The organism is Flexivirga endophytica, from assembly GCF_014640635.1.
GTDB lineage: Bacteria > Actinomycetota > Actinomycetes > Actinomycetales > Dermatophilaceae > Flexivirga > Flexivirga endophytica.
The window spans coordinates 555,851-575,823 of the sequence record NZ_BMHI01000004.1 but is presented as its reverse complement, the minus strand read 5'-3'; the positions used below and the strand labels follow the sequence as shown (position 1 = coordinate 575,823).

At 69.5% G+C, this 19,973-nt stretch carries 15 protein-coding genes; 8 read left to right on the top strand and 7 right to left on the bottom strand.

Annotated features, from left to right (window positions below; genetic code table 11):
• The first annotated feature begins 210 nt into the window (after positions 1-210).
• Genes IEX71_RS14765 through IEX71_RS14750 form a run of 4 tightly spaced genes read left to right on the top strand, consistent with a single transcriptional unit; the run spans position 211 to position 5,356 of the window.
• Complete coding sequence (locus tag IEX71_RS14765) at positions 211-1,722, top strand: S8/S53 family peptidase (protein WP_188837782.1); 1,512 nt, start codon at positions 211-213, stop codon at positions 1,720-1,722.
• Positions 1,719-2,321, top strand: coding sequence for an RNA polymerase sigma factor (locus IEX71_RS14760; RefSeq protein ID WP_188837781.1), 603 nt, complete (start codon positions 1,719-1,721; stop codon positions 2,319-2,321). Before IEX71_RS14765 ends, IEX71_RS14760 begins: the two co-directional genes overlap by 4 nt.
• Positions 2,318-2,800, top strand: coding sequence for a carboxypeptidase regulatory-like domain-containing protein (locus tag IEX71_RS14755; protein WP_188837780.1), 483 nt, complete (start codon positions 2,318-2,320; stop codon positions 2,798-2,800). Before IEX71_RS14760 ends, IEX71_RS14755 begins: the two co-directional genes overlap by 4 nt.
• A gap of 3 nt (positions 2,801-2,803) precedes the next feature.
• Positions 2,804-5,356 (top strand): CHAT domain-containing protein, encoded by a 2,553-nt coding sequence (locus tag IEX71_RS14750; RefSeq protein ID WP_188837779.1) that lies wholly within the window; start codon positions 2,804-2,806, stop codon positions 5,354-5,356.
• Here the strand turns inward: IEX71_RS14750 and IEX71_RS14745 are convergent.
• The 4 genes from IEX71_RS14745 to IEX71_RS14730 are packed head-to-tail and all read right to left on the bottom strand — an operon-like array spanning position 5,314 to position 9,538.
• Positions 5,314-5,898, bottom strand: a complete 585-nt coding sequence (locus tag IEX71_RS14745; protein ID WP_188837778.1) for a DUF4232 domain-containing protein — start codon at positions 5,896-5,898, stop codon at positions 5,314-5,316. The genes IEX71_RS14750 and IEX71_RS14745 overlap by 43 nt on opposite strands.
• A 3-nt stretch (positions 5,899-5,901) precedes the next feature.
• Complete coding sequence (locus IEX71_RS14740; RefSeq protein WP_308420984.1) at positions 5,902-7,200, bottom strand: M18 family aminopeptidase; 1,299 nt, start codon at positions 7,198-7,200, stop codon at positions 5,902-5,904.
• Positions 7,197-8,777, bottom strand: a complete 1,581-nt coding sequence (locus IEX71_RS14735) for a DUF349 domain-containing protein (protein WP_268235956.1) — start codon at positions 8,775-8,777, stop codon at positions 7,197-7,199. The genes IEX71_RS14740 and IEX71_RS14735 overlap by 4 nt, the downstream gene beginning before the upstream one ends.
• Complete coding sequence (locus IEX71_RS14730; protein ID WP_229749748.1) at positions 8,774-9,538, bottom strand: peptidylprolyl isomerase; 765 nt, start codon at positions 9,536-9,538, stop codon at positions 8,774-8,776. Before IEX71_RS14730 ends, IEX71_RS14735 begins: the two co-directional genes overlap by 4 nt.
• 138 nt (positions 9,539-9,676) lie before the next feature.
• On the opposite strand from IEX71_RS14730, the gene IEX71_RS14725 reads away from it, so the two are divergent.
• Both IEX71_RS14725 and hisS read left to right on the top strand, forming a co-directional pair.
• Positions 9,677-10,381 carry an MBL fold metallo-hydrolase gene (locus IEX71_RS14725; RefSeq protein ID WP_188837777.1) on the top strand — a complete coding sequence of 235 codons (705 nt, stop codon included), beginning with the start codon at positions 9,677-9,679 and terminating at the stop codon, positions 10,379-10,381.
• Between the two features lie 14 nt (positions 10,382-10,395).
• Positions 10,396-11,742, top strand: coding sequence for a histidine--tRNA ligase (hisS, locus tag IEX71_RS14720; protein WP_188837776.1), 1,347 nt, complete (start codon positions 10,396-10,398; stop codon positions 11,740-11,742).
• 29 nt (positions 11,743-11,771) lie between these two features.
• On the opposite strand, the gene IEX71_RS14715 is transcribed toward hisS, so the two are convergent.
• From IEX71_RS14715 to IEX71_RS14705, 3 genes are all read right to left on the bottom strand, one after another.
• Positions 11,772-13,079 carry a M1 family metallopeptidase gene (locus IEX71_RS14715; protein ID WP_188837775.1) on the bottom strand — a complete coding sequence of 436 codons (1,308 nt, stop codon included), beginning with the start codon at positions 13,077-13,079 and terminating at the stop codon, positions 11,772-11,774.
• Between the two features lie 118 nt (positions 13,080-13,197).
• A complete protein-coding gene (locus IEX71_RS14710) occupies positions 13,198-17,049 on the bottom strand; it encodes a Pls/PosA family non-ribosomal peptide synthetase (RefSeq protein WP_188837774.1) in 3,852 nt (1,283 codons plus the stop codon).
• 183 nt (positions 17,050-17,232) lie between these two features.
• Positions 17,233-17,886, bottom strand: coding sequence for a hypothetical protein (locus IEX71_RS14705; RefSeq protein WP_188837773.1), 654 nt, complete (start codon positions 17,884-17,886; stop codon positions 17,233-17,235).
• Positions 17,887-17,958: 72 nt separating this feature from the next.
• Here IEX71_RS14705 and xerD point away from each other — a divergent pair, with 72 nt between their 5' ends.
• Together xerD and IEX71_RS14695 are read left to right on the top strand one after the other, a co-directional pair.
• Positions 17,959-18,882, top strand: a complete 924-nt coding sequence (xerD, locus tag IEX71_RS14700) for a site-specific tyrosine recombinase XerD (protein ID WP_229749747.1) — start codon at positions 17,959-17,961, stop codon at positions 18,880-18,882.
• A gap of 84 nt (positions 18,883-18,966) precedes the next feature.
• Entirely contained in the window at positions 18,967-19,818 is an 852-nt protein-coding gene (locus IEX71_RS14695; RefSeq protein ID WP_229749746.1) for a ParA family protein, read from the top strand.
• The last annotated feature ends 155 nt before the right edge of the window (positions 19,819-19,973 follow it).

The window sequence follows — 19,973 nt, the reverse complement described above, 5'->3', positions numbered from 1 at the left end:
GGAAGGAGCGCGCCGCCGCCCGGGTGATACCTGCAAGCGGGTCCGGGCGTCATACCGCGGGAATATGCGCCGGCGATGTATCACCGCGGTGTGCAGTGCCCTCCTGAGGGGTGTCGACAGACGGTCGTCACAATCCGTGGATCGGTGACAGCGCCGGCCTCCGGGCGTCATACTTGGTGCCACCGGGTCCGCGGTCTCGAGGAGACACACATGAATGATGGAACCCGCCCCGATTCGCTTGAGGCCCAACCGATTTCACCGGTTACGACGCTGCCGGCCTCGGCGGCCGCACGCTTCTCGGTGCGCCAGCTGGATCCCGATCAGTGGCCGGTCGACGACGACGGACGACCCGCCGCGACGACGCTGTATGCCGGCGATCGCATCGTCGTGCCCGGGTTGCCCGGACGCGGAGCCGACGAAGCGATCGAGACGATCGGCAAACTGCTGGGTGAGCGGGCGCAGATCGCCCTGCCGCGAGGGGTGCGCGAGCGCACCGCGGTCTATGACCGCTTCGACCTCCTCGAGCGTCTCGAACCGGTCGCATCGACGGTGCTGCGGTTGGTTCCCGGCAAGGTCGATCGTCGACCGGTGAACGCCGCGCCCTGGGTGTTGCGCGCCAGGGACGCAGGCGTTCGGGCCGGGTTGAGCCACGTCCTGACCGTGGCCGGCTATCTGCAGGGCGTCGGTTATCTGCAGGGCGTCGGCTATCTGCAAGGTGTTGGTCAGGGCGCTGCAGAGGCTGCCGGCGCCGCACGTGCCCCGGTCAGCTGGGCAGCGCCCGACCCGGCGCGAGGGACGGCGCAGGACGATGGTCCGCTGGTTGCGTTGCTGGACACCGGGATCGGCGCCCACCCGTGGTTCACACACAGCACCGAGCGCGATCCGCGCCTGGGCGGGGCTCCGATCGGCCTCCGTTTCGGGGCCGCGGACGACCCCGAGGGCACCGGCGTGACGATCGACCGGGTCAACGGCACGCTCGACCCGCTCGCCGGCCACGGGACGTTCGTCGCAGGCATCGTCCGACAGCACTGTCCGAACGCCTCGCTGCTCAGCGCACCTGTGATGTATGGCGATGGCGCCGCCGACGAGACCGATCTGCTCGCAGCGTTGACGGACCTCTACGCCTACCACCTGCTGGCCTGCACCGGCCGGATCGACGGCCGACCGATCGACGTGCTCTCCATGTCGATGGGCTATTACGCCGAGTCTCCCGGGGCGGTCGTGCAAGGTAGTGCGTTGGCGGCGATCCTCACGGCGTTCGGCGACGCCGGCGTCAGCGTCGTGGCCGCCGCGGGCAACGATGCGACGACGACGCCGTTCTACCCGGCCGGCCTCGCCTCTGCGTCCGGCGGAGCGGTGCCGCTGGTGGCGGTGGGTGCGACGGACCCGGGTCGGTCCCTGGTGTCGGTCTACTCCAACACCGGTTCGTGGGTCACTGCCTACCGCGCCGCGACGAACGTGGTGAGTTCCATACCCACGACCTTCAACGCGGCCGCCCGCGCCGTGGTGTCGACAGACGGAGGTGCGCTGCCGGCCCGTGCTGCGGTGGACCTGGACGACTACTCCGCTGGCTTCGGCATCTGGAGCGGCACCTCGTTCGCCGCACCCGCGCTGGCCGGCGACATCGCAGCGGAACTCGGGACGGGTGCCGGTGGTGACCTGGACGCTCGACGCGACCGGCTCGCTGCGGCCGTTGGCGGCTGCCTGGGCGGTGCGTCATGACGACCGTGGGATCGCGAAGCGACGGTCTGGCCGACCGGGCTGCGACCTGCTTCCGGGACTACCGGGACGGTGACGACCTGGCCATGTCCCGGCTCGTCGACGCCGTCACGCCGGTGATGTGGCGGACTGCACGTGGCGCCGGGCTGGACAACGGAAATGCGGAAGACGTCGTACAGGAGGTGTGGTTGGCGTTGTACCGCCAGGCCGATCGGATCGCCGACTGCCAAGCCGTCTTGCAGTGGCTGCTGGTCAGCACCCGGCGACGCGCGTGGGCGGAGGCCCGGCGGTCCGCAAAGGTGCAGCCCGACGATCAGCCGGCCGACGATGGGCCGTCCCGGGTGGCGCCCCCGGACAACGAACCCGAGGCGACGGTGCTTCGGTCCGACTCCGAGCGCACGCTGTGGCGGCATTTCGGGCTGTTGTCAGCGCGGTGCCAGATGCTGTTGAAGGTCATCGCGACCGGTGACCATCCCGACTACGCAGGACTCGCCGCGGCGATGGGCGTCTCGGTCGGCAGCATCGGACCGACCCGTGGGCGCTGCCTGGCCAAACTGCGCGCGTCGCTGGAAGCCGACCGCACCTGGGAGGGAGTGCGATGAACCGCGTCGACGAACTCAGCGACGGACCACTGGATGCGACGGATGAGCGGATCCTGCGCGCGTTGGGCGACATCGTCTCCGCAAGTGATCCCGTCCCGGCCGGCCTGACCGAGCGGGTGAAGTTTGCACTGACGGTGGAGGCCCTCGGTGCGCAGGTTGCCGAGCTGCTCGATCCCACACCGCTCGGGGTGCGGTCGGCATACGACACCATCACGACCGTGACCTTCACTGGTGACGACCTGACGGTCCTGCTGGCGCTGGACTCCGAGCACCGACCCCGGCGACGCATCACCGGTTGGTTGAGCACACCGGACGTCAGCGTGCGAGTGCACGGACCGGACGGTGAGGTCGATGTCCAACTCGACGAGGACGGCCGATTCGAAGTCGAATTCTCTCGAACCGGACTGGTGCATCTGGTGATTCGGTTCACCGGTGACCCACATGTCCGACCTGTCGTCACGCCACCGATCCAGATCTGAGGTATGTCGATCAGCAGTCCGTATGCCGAACGGGAACTCGCCCGGGCCAAGCGCTTGAACACCCTGGGCCAGTGGTCCGCGTCCCGCGGCCGGCTCAGTGGCGCGGTCGACCGGCTCGCCGCCGAGGGCCAGGACGAGCTGGAGCTGCTCGGACGGATGCTGGTCACCAGGGCGTTACCCGATCTGCATCTGGACGGTCCGCTCGCAGCCCGGCGGACGCTGGACGAGGCACGCCGGGCGGCAGCCGCGGCCGGCTCAAGGTATGTCGCGGCGCTCGCCTCCGTGCAGGAAGGCACCATCGCCATGTATCGCGGTGACTGGTCGGCCGGCCTCGCCGTGCTTGATCAGGTGCACGAGGACGATCTGCGGTCGCCCGCCGAGGTGCTCGCGGTGCTGCTCAACCGCGGTCTGGCCAACATCACGCTGCGACGGCCGGCCGAAGGGCGACGGGATCTGGGCGCCGCGCTGCGGCTGGCTGTCGAACAGGACTGGCCGGAGGTGGTCTTCAAGGCGCAGCACAATCTCGGGTGCCTGGAGTTCTTCGTCGGGCACCTGCCTGCGGCGATCCGACTGATGCACGAGGCGGACGAGATGCCGGTGCGGGTCGACCGACTCCAGTCCCGGCGAGACATCGCCGCGGCGCTGCTGGAGGTCGGCCTGGTGGATCCGGCGCGCGAACTGCTGCGGCTCGCACTGCGCAGCGCCCGCAGCCGGCGGCTGCGCCTGGACGAGGGCAACATCCTGCTGGATCTCGCCGGCGCGAACCTGCTGACCGGGAATGTGCGCGGTGCAGCTCGCAGCGCAGCAGCCGCCGCACGGGCTTTCCGGTCGTACGGCGACGAACGCCTCGCCTCGCACGCCGACCTGATGACGATCGCGACCGATCTCGCTCGGGGCCGCGCCGGTTCCCTGCCCGACCCGGCACTGGTCAGCGCGACCGGCGCGACCGGCCGAATGGCGACGCGGCTGCTCGCCGAGGCCACGCTGGTCAGGGGTGAAGCCGGGGAGGCGCGCCGTCTGCTCGACGGTCTGCGTGGGCGCTCGGTCGAAGGCATCGACGCCGTCATGCACGAACACCTGCTGCGGGCACGCCTGGCGTCATACAGCGACGATCGTTCGGGCGCCGAACGCGAGTTCGCCTCTGCTGCAAGGAAACTGGTGCAGATGCAGGGATCGGTCGCGAGCCTGGAAGCGCGTGCTGCGGTCGCTGTGCACGGAGCCCGGCTGGCTGACTACGACCTGTCCGAGGCGATGCGCCAAGGGGATCCTGCACACGTCTTCCGGGCCATCGAGCGGTGGCGGGCCGCATCCCAGCGGCTGCCCACTGTGCATCCGCACCCCGATCCGGCCGTCGCGTTGCTGGTGATGCGTCTGCGGCAACTGCGACGCGATGCCCAGGGCGGCGAGGACAGCCCGGCGTCGCGGGCCGAGATCGCTTCGTCGGAGCAGCAACTCGGGCGGCGGTTGTGGGCGGCCGGTGCCGATGTCACTGCTGTCGGGCTGTCGCCCGCGTCATACCGCTCGGTGCGCTCCAGGCTCGCCGACTCCGGGACCACCCTGCTCTACTACTTCCGGCACGCCAGGACCGTCCATCTGCTCGTCGTGGGAGGTCACGGCTCCGCGATCCACCGGCTTGCGCCCGGCGCGGAGATCGACGCACTGGCCGCGCGACTGGAGGCTGACCTGCGGGTGCGCGCCCACGCCGGCGACAGCCCGGCCGTGAAGGGCGCGATCGACCGTGGGATCGCCCGGACGGTCGCGTGGCTCGACGCGGCGCTCCTGCCGCCGGGTCTCGTGGCGTCCTCGACCGGGACGATGCTGGTCGCTCCGTCGCGTGCGTTGGCATCCATCCCGTGGAGCATGCTGCCGACGCTTGCGACGAGGGCGGTGGTCGTCGCGCCGTCGGTGTCCCGCTGGTGCTCCACAGCACCGTCACCGGGAACGGTCGACCGAGCCGCCCTGCTGCTCGGCCCTCGGATCCCCACGGGCGGCAACGAATTGGCCGCAGTGGCGGACGTATGGCGGTCTGCCGGGCGCGCAGTTGCGAGTCACCCGCTCGCCACCACGACGGATCTGCTCGACGCCTTCGCCGCGGCAGATCTGGTGCACGTCGCGGCGCATGGCGTGCACGCTCAGCAGAGCCCGCTGTTCTCCCGGCTCGAGCTGCACGACGGCCCGCTCTTCGCGCACGAGCTCACCGGTCGCGACCGGGTGGCGCAGCACGTCGTGCTCTCGGCATGTGATCTGGGCCGGTCTCGCGTCGGCGCGGGTGACGAGCCGCTGGGCATCGTCGCCGCGCTGCTCGGTCTCGGCGTGCCGAGTGTGTTGGCCGCCGCGGGGCCGGTCGACGACGCGCTGGCAACGCTCGTGATGACGAGTTACCACCGCGGGCTGGCTGCCGGCGACTCGGCGGCGGAGAGCCTGCGCGCGGCGCGCGTGGAGCACCCGGGTGCGGCGATCTTCGCCGTCTACGGTGCCGACTGGTCGGCGTCCCGGATGACGGGCGGCCCTGCTCAGGGCGCGAGGCCCCAAGTGCCGTCCGCCGTCGTCGGCTGACCGGTCACCTCGGACAGGCCGCCGAGTTGCAGGCAATCCTCCAGGCGCTCCTTCGCCGGGCCGATGGCGATCTCCAGCGACGTGCCACCACGGTCACAACGACCCGACGTGTGCCAGTGCAGTCGCAGCCAGCGGTCGTGCCCCGGTCGCACCGTCAATCCGGCCCTCGGTGGACGCCAATCCCATTGGACAGCAACGACATTCCCGGAATCGTCGCGCACCGTGACGGTCGGCTGGGCAGGCACTGCGGCTGCGCGCGGGCCGCAGTTGCGGACCTGCACCGACAGGTAGCGGTTGCCGAGCGCCGGCTCCACCGGTGTGAAGCCGAATGCCCACGGTCCGTCCGCGCAGGTCGCGGAGACGGTGGTCGTCCTGATCGGACTCGAGGTGGTCGGCGCCGTGGTCGTGATCGGCGCCCTGAAGGTTGGTTCGTGCGTCGACGTCATCCGCTGTGCCGGCTCGACACCGTCCCGAGCCGAACCGCAACCGGCCGTCCCGCAGAGCGCGACCGTCGCGAGGACGGCGGCTGCCAGGGTTCGCACAGCTCAGGCGGGGGAGAGGAACGCCGTCAGCGCGTCCGCATACATCCGCTGGTCCTCGGTGCCGACGAGTTCACGCACGGAATGCATCGACAACGTCGGTGCGCCGAAGTCGACCGTGGTCACTCCGGTGAGGGCGGAGGTGATGGGCCCGACGGTCGAGCCGCACGGCAGGTCCGAGCGGACCACGAATGTCTGCACAGGCACCTCGGCCTGCTCGCAGGCCAGCGAAAATGCCGCAGTGCCAACGGAATCCGTCGCGTAGCGCAGGTTGGTGTTGATCTTGAGCACGGGACCGCCGTTCATGGCGATCTGGTGCTGCGCCTCGTGCCGGTCGGCGTAGTTGGGGTGTGTCGCGTGTGCCATGTCTCCGGAAGCGATCACGCTGCCGGCGAGTGCACGGTGCATCGCGTCACGGTCGCCACCGAGCGAGCGGGTGATCCGCTCCAACGTGGTCATGAGCAGCGCCGACTGTGCGCCACGCTCGGAGACGGAGCCGATCTCCTCGTGGTCGAAGAGGGCGAGCACCTGCGTCGTGGGTGCTGCGGGTGCGTCACGGTCGGCGCGGATGAGCGCCAGCGTCCCGGCATACGAGGTCGCGAGGTTGTCCATCCGGGCGCCGGCGATGAACTCCTGGTCGCGTCCGAAGAACGCTGCGGGCTGCAGGTCGAACGTCATCGCGTCCCAGGCCAACAGGGCGGTGGAGTCGACCCCGAGGCTGTCGGCGACGTAGCTGCGGAAGTCGCCGGCGGAGTCACCGAGACCCCAGTGCGGCACCAGGTGCTGCTGCGGGTTGAGCTGCTCACCGTCACGCGCCGACCGGTCGAGGTGTATGGCGAGTCGGGAGATCCGCAGGATCGGGTCGTCGACCCGGAAGAGCTGCTCCCGTGCGCCGTGACCGTCTCGCACCGCCGCGCGTCCGGCCACTGCGAGGTCCCGGTCCATCCAGCTGGGGGAGATGATCCCGCCGTACGGCTCGACACCGAGCAGTTGCCAGCCTGCGCGGGACACGTCGGGTTGCGGCTTGATCCGGAAGTTGGGCGAGTCGGTGTGCGCACCCACCAGCCGGATCGGAGTCGTCGCGCCGGCGGAGTGCCGGGTGGACCAGGCGATCAGCGAACCACCGCGGATCAGGAACCAGCCACCGGATTCGGTGGGCCACTCGTCGGTCTCGGCCAGCTGCCGGAAGCCGGCGTCGACCAGCATCCGTGCCGATTCGGCACAGGCGTGGAACGGCGTGGGCGACGCGTTCAGGTAGTCGATCAGACCGGCGCCGACCTCGGCCGCCGCCATCGGGGTGGTCACTTGTTGGAGTCCTGCAAACCGCTGCGGGCCTGCTCCAGCCACTCCTGGCGGGCCCTCAGCGAGTCCTCCAACTCCTTGATCTTCTTGGCGTTGCCGCCTTCACGGGCCTTGGCGAGGTCGGTCTCGAGGTCGCTGACCGCCTTTTCCAACTGGTCGACCATCGACTGGGCACGCGCGGCGAGCTCCGGGTCGGTCTTCTTCCACTTGGAGTCCTCGGCATCGCGGACTGCCGTCTCGACCTTGCGCATGGCCTGCTCGATGCGGTTGATGTCCTTGCGTGGGACCTTGCCGGCAGCGTCCCAACGGTCCTGGATGCTGCGCAGTGCGGACTTCGCGGCAGCGAGGTTCTTGACCGGGAGAAGAGCCTGCGCCTCCTTGAGGAGTTGCTCCTTGACCTCGAGGTTGGCCTCGAACTCCTTGTTCTCCTCGGCGACGACCTCGTCCTTGGCCGCGAAGAAGGAGTCCTGCGCCTTCTTGAAACGCGCCCACAGCGCGTCGTCGTCGTGACGGGACGCCCGACCTGCCTGGCGCCATTCGCCCATCAGCCGCTTGAACGCCGACGCGGTCTGCCCCCAGTCCTTGGAGGTGGCCAGGCGCTCGGCCTCGGCGATCAGCCGCTCCTTGCGGGCCTTCACCTCGGAGTGCTCCTCGTCGAGCCGGGCGAAGTGGGAGCGACGGGTCTTGTCGAATCCGTTGCGCGCGTGGCTGAAGCGCTGCCACAGCGCGTTCTCGGTCGGCTTGTCCAGTTTGGCGCCGTTGCGCTGCAACTCCTTCCACTCATCCAGCAGCGCGCGCATCCGTGCCGTGCTCGACTTCCACTGGACCTTCTCGGTCGGCTGGGCGGCGATCTGCTCGGCCTCGGCAACGAGCTTCTCTCGCTGGGCAGCGGCTTCCGCCCGTGCTGCGGCACGGGCCTCACCCTCGACCTGAGCTTTGGCCTTCAGTGCGGTGGCGATCTGTTCGACGGTGGAGTCCAGCTGGACCAGGTCGCCGACGACATGCGCCTCACCGATCTGCTCGCGCAGCGCGCGCAGCGCTTCCTGGCCGTCATGCGTCGCGAGGTCCGTTTGCACGACCCGCTGCAACAGCAGGTTGGCGGCGGCGGCGAGCTCGTCGTACTTCCGGGCGAAGTAGGCCAGGGCCTCCTCGTGCGTCGCGTCCGGGTAGGAACCCACCTCGCGCTCACCGTCGGGTGTGCGCACGAAGACGGTGCCGTCCTCGGCGACGCGGCCGAACGACGCGGAGTTGGTCGCTGCCGGGGCAGGGGCGGGCGCTTGCGGCACCGCGGCGGCGGCCGGCGGGCGAGGCTTCATCACCGCGGGGGACGGCGGAGCCGGCCGCGGAGCAGCTGCCGCTGGTCTGGGCGATGCCACTGCCGGCGTTGCCGGTGTCGAAGTCTCCGGTGCGGGCGCCGGAGTCGCCGGTTCCTGCGCCGCTGTCGATGTCTCCGGTGTGGGCTCCGGTGTGGGCTCCGGGGCCGGCGTGCTCTGCTCCTCAGTGGCCTCGGTGACGGGTGTCGGCGGGGCGACCGACTCGTCGGTGGACTGCGGGCTTTCAGGTGACATGTGTTCGCTCATGCCTTCTTCTCCGTGACGGTGACCTTGAGGATGCTGATCGGTTGGGTCGGCGCGCCGTCGCCACTCGGGCTGTTGGTGCCGGTCTTGGCGACGGCGTTGACGATCTTCATGCCGCCGACGACCTTGCCGAAGATGGAGTATCCACCGCTGTCGGTCGGCAGCTGCGTGTCGTCATACACGATGAAGAACTGGCCCCCGTTGGAATCCGGGTCGGCGGTCCGTGCCATCGCGAGGGTGCCGGCGGGGTAGTCGCCGTCCTCCGGTGCGTTCTCGATGCCGAAGCCGTAGCCCGGGTTGCCCTTCCCGGTGCCGGTCGGGTCGCCACACTGCAGGACGTAGATGCCCTGGGTGGTGAGCCGGTGGCACGGGCTGTGGTTCCAGTAGCCCTTGGCAAGTTGCAGGAACGACGCGACGGTCTGCGGGGCCTTGTCGCCATACAGCTCGACGGTGACGTCACCGCAGTTGGTGTGCAGCACCGCCGTGAACGTCTTGCCCTGCGCGATCGCCTTCGATGGCAGCTTCTGCTGCTCGGTGCTGGTCGGCGGAGCGGGCGCCTTCCGGCAGTGCAGCTTGGTGCCGGTCACGCCGAGGGTCTGGGCTGAGGCGGCGGGGGAGCCGGCCATGGAGTCGCCGGCAGCCGACGTGCCGGTGCTGCTCGACCCGCATGCGGCGAGGCCGAATGTGGTGACAAGGCACGCGACGCCGATGACCGACCGGGTCCGGTTCAGACGCAAGGGAAAGCTCTCCTCGGTGATCTCCACGCGGCGGAATCTGGGCGCCCATCGGGAGGCAACTGACAAACGTCCGTCAGTCTAGGCGGTCCTGGTGGGAATTCCACCGGTTACTCGCCAGCCGGTACGTCCTCACAACCGCTGCAACCGCCCCGATAGGCTCGCCCGGTGCTCACCGCGTCCTTCCCCGCCAGTGTTTTCGGCACGAACTGTTATGTGATCGCGCCCGGTCAGGGCGAGGACTGCGTCGTCGTCGACCCGGGGATCGGTGTCGTCGACACTCTGCGCGACGCGCTCGAGGAGCTCAAGCTGCGACCTGCTGCAGTGCTGCTGACCCACGGTCACGTCGACCATGTCTACTCGGTCACGCCGGTGTGCGGTGGCACGGTCGGCGCCTACATCCACAGCGACGACCGTTATCGGCTGGTGGACCCGGTGTCGTCGCTCGGCCCGCAGTTGATCGGGATGTTCGAGCAGCAGTTCGGCAAGGCGCCGACCTGGACCGAGCCGAGCGACGTGGTCGAGATCCGCGACCACCAGACTCTGCAGTTGGCGGGTATGACGTTCGAGGTGCGACATACACCGGGGCACACCGAGGGTTCGGTGCTCTTCGGCGTCGAGGACATCCCGGACGGACTGCCGCCGGAGGCCGCGGTCACGTCGACCGTGCTGAGCGGCGACACGCTCTTCGCCGGCTCGATCGGTCGCACCGACCTGGCCGGCGGCGACGGCGAGGCGATGACACGCTCGTTGCGCGACGTGATCCTCCCGCTGCCGGACGCGTCCCTCGTGCTGCCCGGGCACGGCCCCGGCACCACCATGGCGCGCGAACGCGCCACCAACCCCTACCTCCAGAACCTTCAGACCGCTTAGGAATCAACGAACACATGGCAACCAAGGTCACCCCGATCAGTGGCTTCCAGGAATGGCTCCCGGCCGACCGCATCGCCGAGCAGATCGTGCTCGACACCATCCGGGAGGTCTTCGAGCTGCACGGCTTCGCCTCGATCAACACGCGGGCGATGGAGACCGTGGAGCGGCTCGCCGGCCAGGGCGAGGACGCCGACAAGGAGATCTACGGCATCCGTCGGCTGGCCGACCCGTCCGGAGCCGCGGAGCTCGGCCTGCACTTCGACCTGACGGTGCCGTTCGCGCGCTACGTGCTGGAGAACGCCGGCAAGCTGACCTTCCCGTTCCGTCGCTATCAGATCCAGCCCGCGTGGCGCGGCGAGCGCCCGCAGCGAGGTCGTTACCGCGAGTTCCTGCAGGCCGACATCGACATCATCGACGTCGGTTCGCTGCCCGACCACTACGAGGCGGAGTTGCTGCTGGTCGTGGCGGACGTCTTCGCCCGGCTGCCGATCGGCGATTACCGCATCCACGTCAATGACCGGAAGATCTGCGAGGGCTTCTACCGCGGACTCGGCATCGAGGACGTCATCGGCACCCTGCGCGTGGTCGACAAGCTCGACAAGATCGGCGCCGACGGTGTGCGCAAGCTGCTGCTGGAGGCCGGTTGCACCGACGAGCAGGCGACGCAGTGCCTCGCACTGGCCGAGATCAGCACTGCTGACACGGGATTCGTCGATCAGGTCCGCGCTCTGGGCGTCACCCATGAGCTGCTCGACGAGGGACTGGCCAAGCTCGCCGCCATCATCGAGGTCGCCAACGAGCACGCTCCCGGTGTCGTCGTCGCCGACCTGCGGATCGCGCGCGGCCTCGACTACTACACCGGCACCGTCTACGAGACGATGCTCGAGCGGGAGCCGGGTTACGGCTCGATCTGCTCGGGTGGGCGGTATGACGCCCTGGCGACCGATGGCAAGCGCACCTTCCCCGGCGTCGGCATCTCGATCGGGGTGTCGCGGCTGCTGGGCAAGCTCATCACCGAGGAGGGGCTGACCGCCTCACGGGAGACGCCGGTAGCGGTGCTGGTCGCAGTGAACGACGAGGAGTCCCGCCGCGACTCGATGCGCGTTGCCACCGCGCTGCGCTCTCGCGGCATACCGACGCTCGTGGCGCCGAAGGCGGCGAAGTTCGGCAAGCAGATCCAGTTCGCCGATCGTCGCGGGATCCCGTTCGTGTGGTTCACCGGAGCCGGTGCCGACGAAAAGGGCGACCAGGTCAAGGATCTGCGCAGCGGTGATCAGGTGTCTGCGGACTCCGGGTCCTGGGCGCCGCCCGAAGCGGACCTGCGCCCGTCGTTGGTCCTGCCGGAGTCCGACGCGACCTGACCGACGGCAGTGGGCGGACACCCGTGGGATCAGCGGGCCGGTAGGTCGGGCAGGTCCGTCGAATAGACCCAACCGTGGACCAGGCCGGCCGCCGACGACCCGCAGAGCTCGTCGACCAGTGCCTCGAACTCGGCGGTCGTGACGTTGCCGTAGCGGTGTCGTTCCACCCACGCGCGCAGCATCCCGAAGAACGCCGTGTCGCCGCAGGTTAGCCGAATCGCGTGCAGTGCCAACGCTCCTCGCTTGTAGACACGGTCGTCGAAAACGTCGTCGACCCCGGGATCACCGAGCACGACGTTCTGCTTGAGGTCGGCCAGTTCGGCGTGGTGGCGGCGGGCGCGTTCGTCGGCCGTCCCGTTGCCCGACGCCTCCGACCAGAGCCACTCGCTGTAACAGGCGAAGCCTTCGTGCAGCCAGATGTCGCGCAGCAGCCGCAGCGTCACGGCATTGCCGAACCACTGGTGTGCCAGCTCGTGGGCGATCAGTCGCTGTGACTCCCAGTCCCGATCCAGCAGGTTGGACCCGAAGACCGAAAGACCTTGCGCTTCAAGGGGAATCTCCAGCTCGTCGGTCGTCACGACGGCCCGGTAGGTGGCGAACGGGTAGGGGCCGAAGAGGCGTTCGAACTCGGCGATCATCCGCGGTTGATCGGCGAACGCCTCGTCGAAGCGAGCACGCAATGACGGTGCCACCACACCCGACAGGGGGACCGAGCATCCGGAGATCTCGTGCTCGGCATACAGACCGATCTGCACTGTCGCGAGGTATGGCGCCATGAGCTCGCGTTGCTCGTAGCTCCACACGGTGCGGCTGGAGCGTCGCCGCCGGTCGGTGCGCACGCCGTTGGCCACGACGTAGTAGTCGGCCGGTGCGGCGATCGTGATGCGGTAGGTCGCCTTGGCATCGGTCCGGTCATTGCACGGGAACCACGAAGGTGCGCCGCCGGGCTGCGATGCGACGATCGCGCCGTCCTCCAGCTCCTCCCAGCCGGCGTCACCGGCCTTGTCCCGCACGACTTTCGGCACTCCGCGGTAAGCGACGATCACCTCGGCGGTCTGTCCGCTCGCCAACGGCTCGGCGAGCTGCAGCACCAGCCGGCCCCGACGATGGGTATGACGGGTCGTGCGCACACCACGGACCGAGACGACCTTGAGGTGGTGCAGATCGAGGGTGAGCGAGTCCAAGCCGTCGACGAGCGAGCGCACCGTGAGCGTGGCACGACCGTCCAACCGGTTGCCCAGCAGCGTGTAGTCGATGTCCAGGTCGTAGTGGTCGACCGTGTATGACGGGTCGCCGTGCCCCGGCAGGTAGGGGTCGGCGGAAGGCTGGGTGTTCACGGACGGCTATCCCCGTGTGGGTGCTGCGACTCGCAAGCTCCCTGCAGCACCAACACGAGTCCAGCCTTCCTGTGCCATACCGATCGAAGTTCAGAGCGCCCATACAACCATGACCGTTTCATTCCTCCTCCCACGGACCGATCGGGTTGCCGACCCACCGTGTCTTGTCGGGCACAGTCTCGCCACGCATCACCAAGGACGCCGGCCCGATGGTGCTGTTGCGGCCGAGTTCGGCCGCCGGGAGGATCACGCTGTGCGGCCCGATCGTCGCGCCGGGGCGCAGCGTCACCGTGTCCAGGGACAACACCCGGTCGTGGAAGAGGTGAGTCTGCACGACGCATCCCTTGTTGACGGTCGACCCACTGCGTAGCTCGATCAGGTCGGGTTCGGGCAGCCAGTAGGTCTCACACCACACCCCGCGCCCGATGGTCGACCCCATCGCCCGGAGCCAGAGGTTGAGCACCGGAGTGCCGGTCGACGCACGCGCCAGCCACGGAGCGGCCAGCATCTCCACGAACGCGTCGGTCAGCTCGTTGCGCCATACGAACGAACTCCACAGGGGATGTTCGCCGCCGCGGACCCGCCCGACGAGTAGCCACTTCGCTGCGACCGTCACCCCGGACGCGACGGCACCACCGAGCATCAGGGTCAGGCCGCACAGCACCAGCCACCACACGCCCCAGTGCCCTTGCATCGACAGCCACAGCAGCGCCGCGGCCGTCGACAGCGCGAAACCGCCGAGCCACGGGATGAGCCGGCAAAGTTCGACCACGGCCCGGGCGACCTTCAGGGAGGTGGGGGGACGGTAGGTGCGCGTGTCGTCGCCGTCGGATGTCGTACGGCGCAGTCGGACCGGCGGGCTGCCGATCCACGACGTGCCGGACTTCGGCTTCTCCTTGCGGCTGGGCGCTGCCGAGAGCACCGCGACCAGGCTGCCCTTCGGCAGCCGGCGACCCGGCGCCGTCATACCGGAATTGCCCACGAACGACCGCTTGCCGACCTTGCTGTGCTCCATCCGTAGCCAGCCGCCGGCGAGCTCGTAGGGGCCGACGAGCGTGTCGTCGGCGAGGAACGCCCGATCACCGACCGTGACGAGTTTCGGGATCAGCAGCACGGTGGAGGCCTCGACCGAGTCACCGATCTTCGCCCCGAGCGCGCGCAACCAGGTGGGGGTCGCGGTGCTGGCGTAGATCGGGTAGAGCCAGCTGCGGGCCTCGTCCATGGTGCGCAACGTGCCCCAGGCGCGCAACGCCTGCCAACTGTGCACGGGGTGGTGACCTGCACGCAGGCCGACACCGAGCAACCGCACCAGGATCCAGATGAGCGCGGTCAGCGCCACGATCCCGCACAGCCCGCCGACGACCACCGAGGCGAGCCCGAACGGCCAGACCCGGCGATCGCCCTGCACCAGCAGGCCGATCCACGCCCCGAACACCGTCGCGGCCACGGGGCAACCGGCGATCAGCAGGGCGAGGGCCGCGTACAGCACTGAGAAGACCGGACGGTGCGTCGGGTGCTCGTCGGACCACGCCCCGCGCGCCTTGCCCGATCGTCGGGCCGGTGCGCCGCTCCAGCGTTCGTCGCTCGGGACAGTGCCGAAAACGCCTGAGCCCGGCGCGATCTCAGCACGCCGTCCGACGACGCAACCCGGCGTCAGGGTGGAGCGCGTGCCGACGCGGGCGTCCCTGCGGACGGTGACGGCGCCGATGTGCAGCCGGTCGCCGTCGAGCCAGTGACCGCTCAGGTCCACCTCCGGCTCGATCGATGCCCCCCGCCCGACCCGCAGCAGACCGGTGACCGGAGGCAGGCTGTGCAGGTCGGCGTCACGACCGATGTGTGCGCCCAGCAGCCGTGCGTACCAGGACATCAGCGGAGCCCCGGACAGGTTCGTCGCGCCCAGGTCGTCATTGATGCGTTCGGCCAGCCACAGTTTCAGGTGCACCTTGCCGCCGCGGGGATGGACTCCGGGTCGGACGCCACGCAGTATGACGCGAATCAGCCCTGCCGACAGCAGCATTCGGCCGACGGGGGTGAGGAACACGACCGCGAGGGGCAGGACCACACCCCACGGTGCGGTGGGCGTCGACCAGCGCAGTTGGTCGAGTGCCGGCGCGGCGACCTTGGCGGCCAGCAGCAGCCAGGTGACCCACCGCAGCCCCGCCAGGGTGCGGGTGCAGAACAGCGCGAACTGTTGTGCTGCCTGGGATTTGACCGGTGTCGGGGGTACCTCGCGGTGGCGGACGTTCGTGGGCGAGCTCATCGAGTCCAAGTGCTTGGCGAGGCCGGCGACCGTCGGGTGGTCGTAGATGTCGGCGACCGTCACTTCCGGTTGCGTCTCGCGCAGCCGGGACACCATCTGAGCCGCGGTGAGTGAGCCACCGCCGAGGTCGAAGAAGTCGTCGGTGTCCGCGGTGACGACCGCGCCGAGCACGTCCAGCCACAGGTGCGCGACGGTCCGGGCGGTCCCGGTCAACTCGTGCCGTCCCTCGGGTGCGGCGCGCAGTGTCGCCACCGGCCACGGGAGCGCGGCCCGGTCGACCTTGCCGGAGGTGCGGGTCGGCAAGGTGTCCACGCTCGCCAGCCGCGGCACCATCGCGGCGGGCAGCTCGGCGCGTAACCGGGCCATCGCCGCGGTGAGGTCGAACCCGCTGCCCGAGTCGTCGTCGGTGGTGATGTAACCGATCAGGATCTGCGTCCCGGATCCGGTGGTGCGGACCGCGGCCGCACCACCACCGACTCCGGGCAGCGCGGTGAGAGCGGCGTCGATCTCGCCGAGTTCGATGCGCCGGCCGCCGAGCTTGATCTGCTCGTCCATCCGCCCGCCGAAGAGCAGGCCCGTCTCGTCACGGACCACGTGGTCGCCCGAACGGTAGGCCCGCTCCCAGCCCAGCGCTGGCAGTGGTGCGTACTTCTCGGCGTCCTTCTCGGGATCGAGGTAGCGCGCCAGTCCGACGCCGCCGATGATCAGCTCACCGGTCTCGCCGTCGGCCACCGGGCGTCCCTCCGCGTCGACGACCTCCAGGTCCCACCCGTCGAGCGGGAGCCCGATCCGCACCGGCTCGCCGGGGTGCAACTGTGCGGCGCAGGCCACGACGGTCGCCTCTGTCGGCCCATAGGTGTTCCAGACCTCACGGGTGCCAGTGGCGTGCCGGTCCGCCAGCTCCGGCGGGCACGCCTCACCGCCGAGGATCAGCAGGCGGACCTTGTCCAGGGCGTCGGCCGGCCAGAGCGCGAGCAGCGTCGGCACGGTCGACACGATCGTGATGTCGTTGGCCACCAGCCACGGCCCGAGGTCCATCCCACTGCGCACCAGTGAGCGTGGCGCTGGGACGAGGCAGGCGCCATACCGCCACGCCAGCCACATCTCCTCGCAGCTGGCGTCGAACGCGACGGACAGGCCCGCCATCACCCGGTCGTCGGTGCCGATCGGATGCTCCTGCAGGAACAGTCGCGACTCGGCCTCCACGAACGCAGCGGCGTTGCCGTGGGCGACCGCGACCCCCTTCGGCTTCCCGGTCGACCCACTGGTGAAGATGATCCAGGCATCGTCGGTGATCTCGGGGTCCTCCGGAGCACGCGGCGCACGCACCTCACCCCGGGTGTCGATCGACAGGTCGTCACCGAGCACCGCCGCCACCTCCGCCTCGCCGAAGACGACGTCGGCGCGTTCGTCGGGATCGTCCGCGTCAACGGGCACGTATGCCGCGCCGGCGAGCAACGTGCCGATGATCGCGACGTAGAGATCGAGGGTGCCCGACTGGATGCGGACGCCCACTCGGTCACCGCGCCCGATGCCCTGCTCGGCGAGCGAACCGGCCAGCTGTTCGGCGCGCTCGGCGAGTTCGGCATACGTCAGCACAGCCGCACCGTTGTCGAGGGCCGGAGCGTCCGGGCACTCCGAGACGGTCTCCTGGAAGATGTCGACGAGGCTGCGTCGAGGAGGGGCGAACTGCCCGCGGTGCAGTGTCACCGAGTGGTCACCAAGGCCCTTCTGGCGCAGCACTGTGAGGACAAGTGACGGTGGCTCGCGCAACCTCACTTGCGTGGTCGCTCACAGTGTCCCCGGCGGGATCGATCCCGGGTGGCCGGCACGCGGCCATCGGGTGAACTCGAGATGGCCAGTGGACGTCACCGGGCCGAGTTGCGCGATGTGTCAGTTCTCGTCGACGGCGGCTTCGTCCGTATCCGCGGTCCCATCCGCGACGTCGATGGCCCGCAGGCCGAGGAAATCCAGGTAGGCGTCGGCCAGTGCGGTGACGGCCTCCTCGTCACCGGCACGCCACTTGCGGACGGGGTGTGCCACTGTCGCCGCAAGTCTGCGGGCCGGCAGCCGGGTCAGTGCGTCCAGCGCGAGCAGGTCTGCGCCGCCGGGACGGGTGCGCAGGGCCTGGGCGCGACCCGCGCGTCGCGCGTAGCCGATCCGCAGGAACAGCCAACCGAAGATCGCCACGAGGACCGGGACCAGCGCCACCTCGAAACCGATGGCAGCACCCAGTTTGCTGAGGTTGTCGGCGAGTTCGCCGCCTGCGTGCTGCAGGGTGGTCGCCGCGTCGGCCGACTTGTCGAGTGGTCTGCGGACCTTGCTGCCGACCAGCGGCGTGTGCGCGAGGATCCCGGCCGCGTCGTGCAGGTGGCGTGCCAGGTCGCCGCCGCTCTTCTCGATCTTGCGGGCACCGTCCTGCGACCCGGCGACCTGCTGATGCACCTGTATGCCGAGCCAGACCCACGCCGCCACCCACGCGAGCGTCAGCACGTCATAGATCGCCTGACGTGTGGCGCGGGAAGCCTGTGCGGCATACAACTTCACGACCGGTGTCCTTCTGCAGTCTCGACCTGACCCGTCACGATCGAATGACGCCGCTCGTGAGAATGTCGTTCCATGGGCACCCTCCTCGAGCGGTCGATGCGCGGTTGGCTGGACCACCTGCGCGTCGAGCGAGGTGCGTCGCCGCACACGCTGCGTGCCTACGAACGCGACCTGCGACGGTATGCCGATCATCTCGCCGGTCGCGGCATCGAAGACCCGGGGAAAGTGGCCGAGGGCGACATCTCCGACTTCCTCGCCACGCTCCGCGAGGGTGACACGGACCATGCACCGCTGGCCGCGTCGTCGGCAGCGCGGACGCTGGTCGCAGTGCGGGGTTTCCACAAGTTCCTCACCCTGGAAGGTGACACGCCCGACGACGTCGCGGCAGCGGTGCCGCCGCCGAAACCGCCGCAGCGGTTGCCCAAGGCGATCCCGCTGGATCAGGTCGAGCGGCTGCTCGCGGCGGCGAGCGTCGGTGACACCCCGAAGTCGTTGCGGGACCGGGCGTTGCTGGAGTTGCTCTACGGCATCGGCGCCCGCGTCACGGAGGCGGTCAGCCTCGACGTCGACGACATCGAGTTCGAGTCGGCCACCGTTCGGGTGCTCGGCAAGGGCGGCAAGGAGCGGGTGCTCCCGCTCGGTCGGTACGCCGCGGAGGCGCTCTCGGCATACCTCACGCGTGCCCGGCCGGCACTGGCGACCAAGGGCGCCGGCTCTGCGGCGTTGTTCCTCAACCAGCGCGGGGGCCGACTCTCGCGGCAGTCCGCGTGGAACGTCATCCAGGAGACGGCGAAGCGTGCGGACCTGCCCGGACACCTCAGCCCGCACACCCTGCGACACTCGTTCGCGACGCATCTGCTCGATGGTGGCGCGGACGTCCGGGTGGTGCAGGAGTTGCTCGGCCACGCGTCGGTCACCACGACGCAGATCTACACGATGGTCACCGTGCAGCAGTTGCGCGAGGTCTTCGCCAGCTCGCATCCGCGGGCGCACTGAGCCTCACCGACCGCGCAGGTCGGCAAATGTATTAGGTTTGTGCCCGATCGCCGAGAGGCCGAACGAGTTATACGGGAGCGAGCATTGAGTTCGAAGGAGCAGGTCGGCCCGACAGGGCGCCCACTGCCCACCTTTCCCAAGCCCGCTGAGCTCACCAGCCACGGGCCGGCGCGCATCATCGCGATGTGCAACCAGAAGGGCGGCGTCGGCAAGACCACGAGCACCATCAACCTCGGAGCCGCGCTGGCCGAATACGGTCGCAAGGTCCTGTTGGTCGACTTCGACCCGCAGGGGGCGTTGTCGGTGGGCCTTGGCATTCGCGCACATGAGCTCGACACGACCGTCTACAACCTGCTGGTGTCCCGTGAGGACGACATCCACGACGTGATCCAGCACGCGTCGGAGAACCTCGACGTCCTCCCGGCCAACATCGACCTGTCCGCAGCAGAGGTGCAGCTGGTCGGCGAGGTGGCCCGCGAGATGGTGCTCGCGCGCGTGCTCCGGCCGGTCCTGGACGAATACGACGTGATCCTGATCGACTGCCAGCCGTCGCTCGGCCTGTTGACGGTCAACGCACTCACGGCAGCGCACGGCGTCGTCATCCCGCTGGAGTGCGAGTTCTTCGCGATGCGCGGCGTCGCACTGTTGGTCGAGACGATCGACAAGGTCACCGACCGGCTCAACCCGCGCCTCGAGGTCGACGGCATCCTGGCCACGATGTATGACGGCCGGACCCTGCACAGCCGCGATGTGATCCGTTCCGTCGTCGGGCATTTCGACGACAAGGTGCTGCACACGGTCATCAGCCGCACGGTGAAGTTCCCCGACGCGACCCTCGCAGCGGAGCCGATCACGACATACGCCTCGAGCCACGGTGCCGCGGAGTCCTATCGGCAACTCGCCCGCGAGCTGATCGCTCGCGGGGCCGCGGCGTAATGACCCTTGGCCGAGCCGAGGAGCGGAACGGCCGGGGTCCCCGCGAAACATCGGAGCGAGGTACGAGCGGAGAACTTCGTGGGGTTGCGGTTCCGGCCGCGCCCGACCGGCCGGAGCCGGCCACTGACTCTCGCCCGGAAGCTGTGCCAGGCGGT

Excerpts from the sequence above, each read along its gene's own strand:
- IEX71_RS14765 (WP_188837782.1), top strand. The coding sequence starts at position 211 with ATGAATGATGGAACCCGCCCCGATTCGCTTGAGGCCCAACCGATTTCA.
- IEX71_RS14760 (WP_188837781.1), top strand. The coding sequence starts at position 1,719 with ATGACGACCGTGGGATCGCGAAGCGACGGTCTGGCCGACCGGGCTGCG.
- IEX71_RS14755 (WP_188837780.1), top strand. The coding sequence starts at position 2,318 with ATGAACCGCGTCGACGAACTCAGCGACGGACCACTGGATGCGACGGAT.
- IEX71_RS14750 (WP_188837779.1), top strand. The coding sequence starts at position 2,804 with ATGTCGATCAGCAGTCCGTATGCCGAACGGGAACTCGCCCGGGCCAAG.
- IEX71_RS14735 (WP_268235956.1), bottom strand. The coding sequence starts at position 8,777 with ATGAGCGAACACATGTCACCTGAAAGCCCGCAGTCCACCGACGAGTCG.
- hisS (WP_188837776.1), top strand. The coding sequence starts at position 10,396 with ATGGCAACCAAGGTCACCCCGATCAGTGGCTTCCAGGAATGGCTCCCG.
- xerD (WP_229749747.1), top strand. The coding sequence starts at position 17,959 with ATGGGCACCCTCCTCGAGCGGTCGATGCGCGGTTGGCTGGACCACCTG.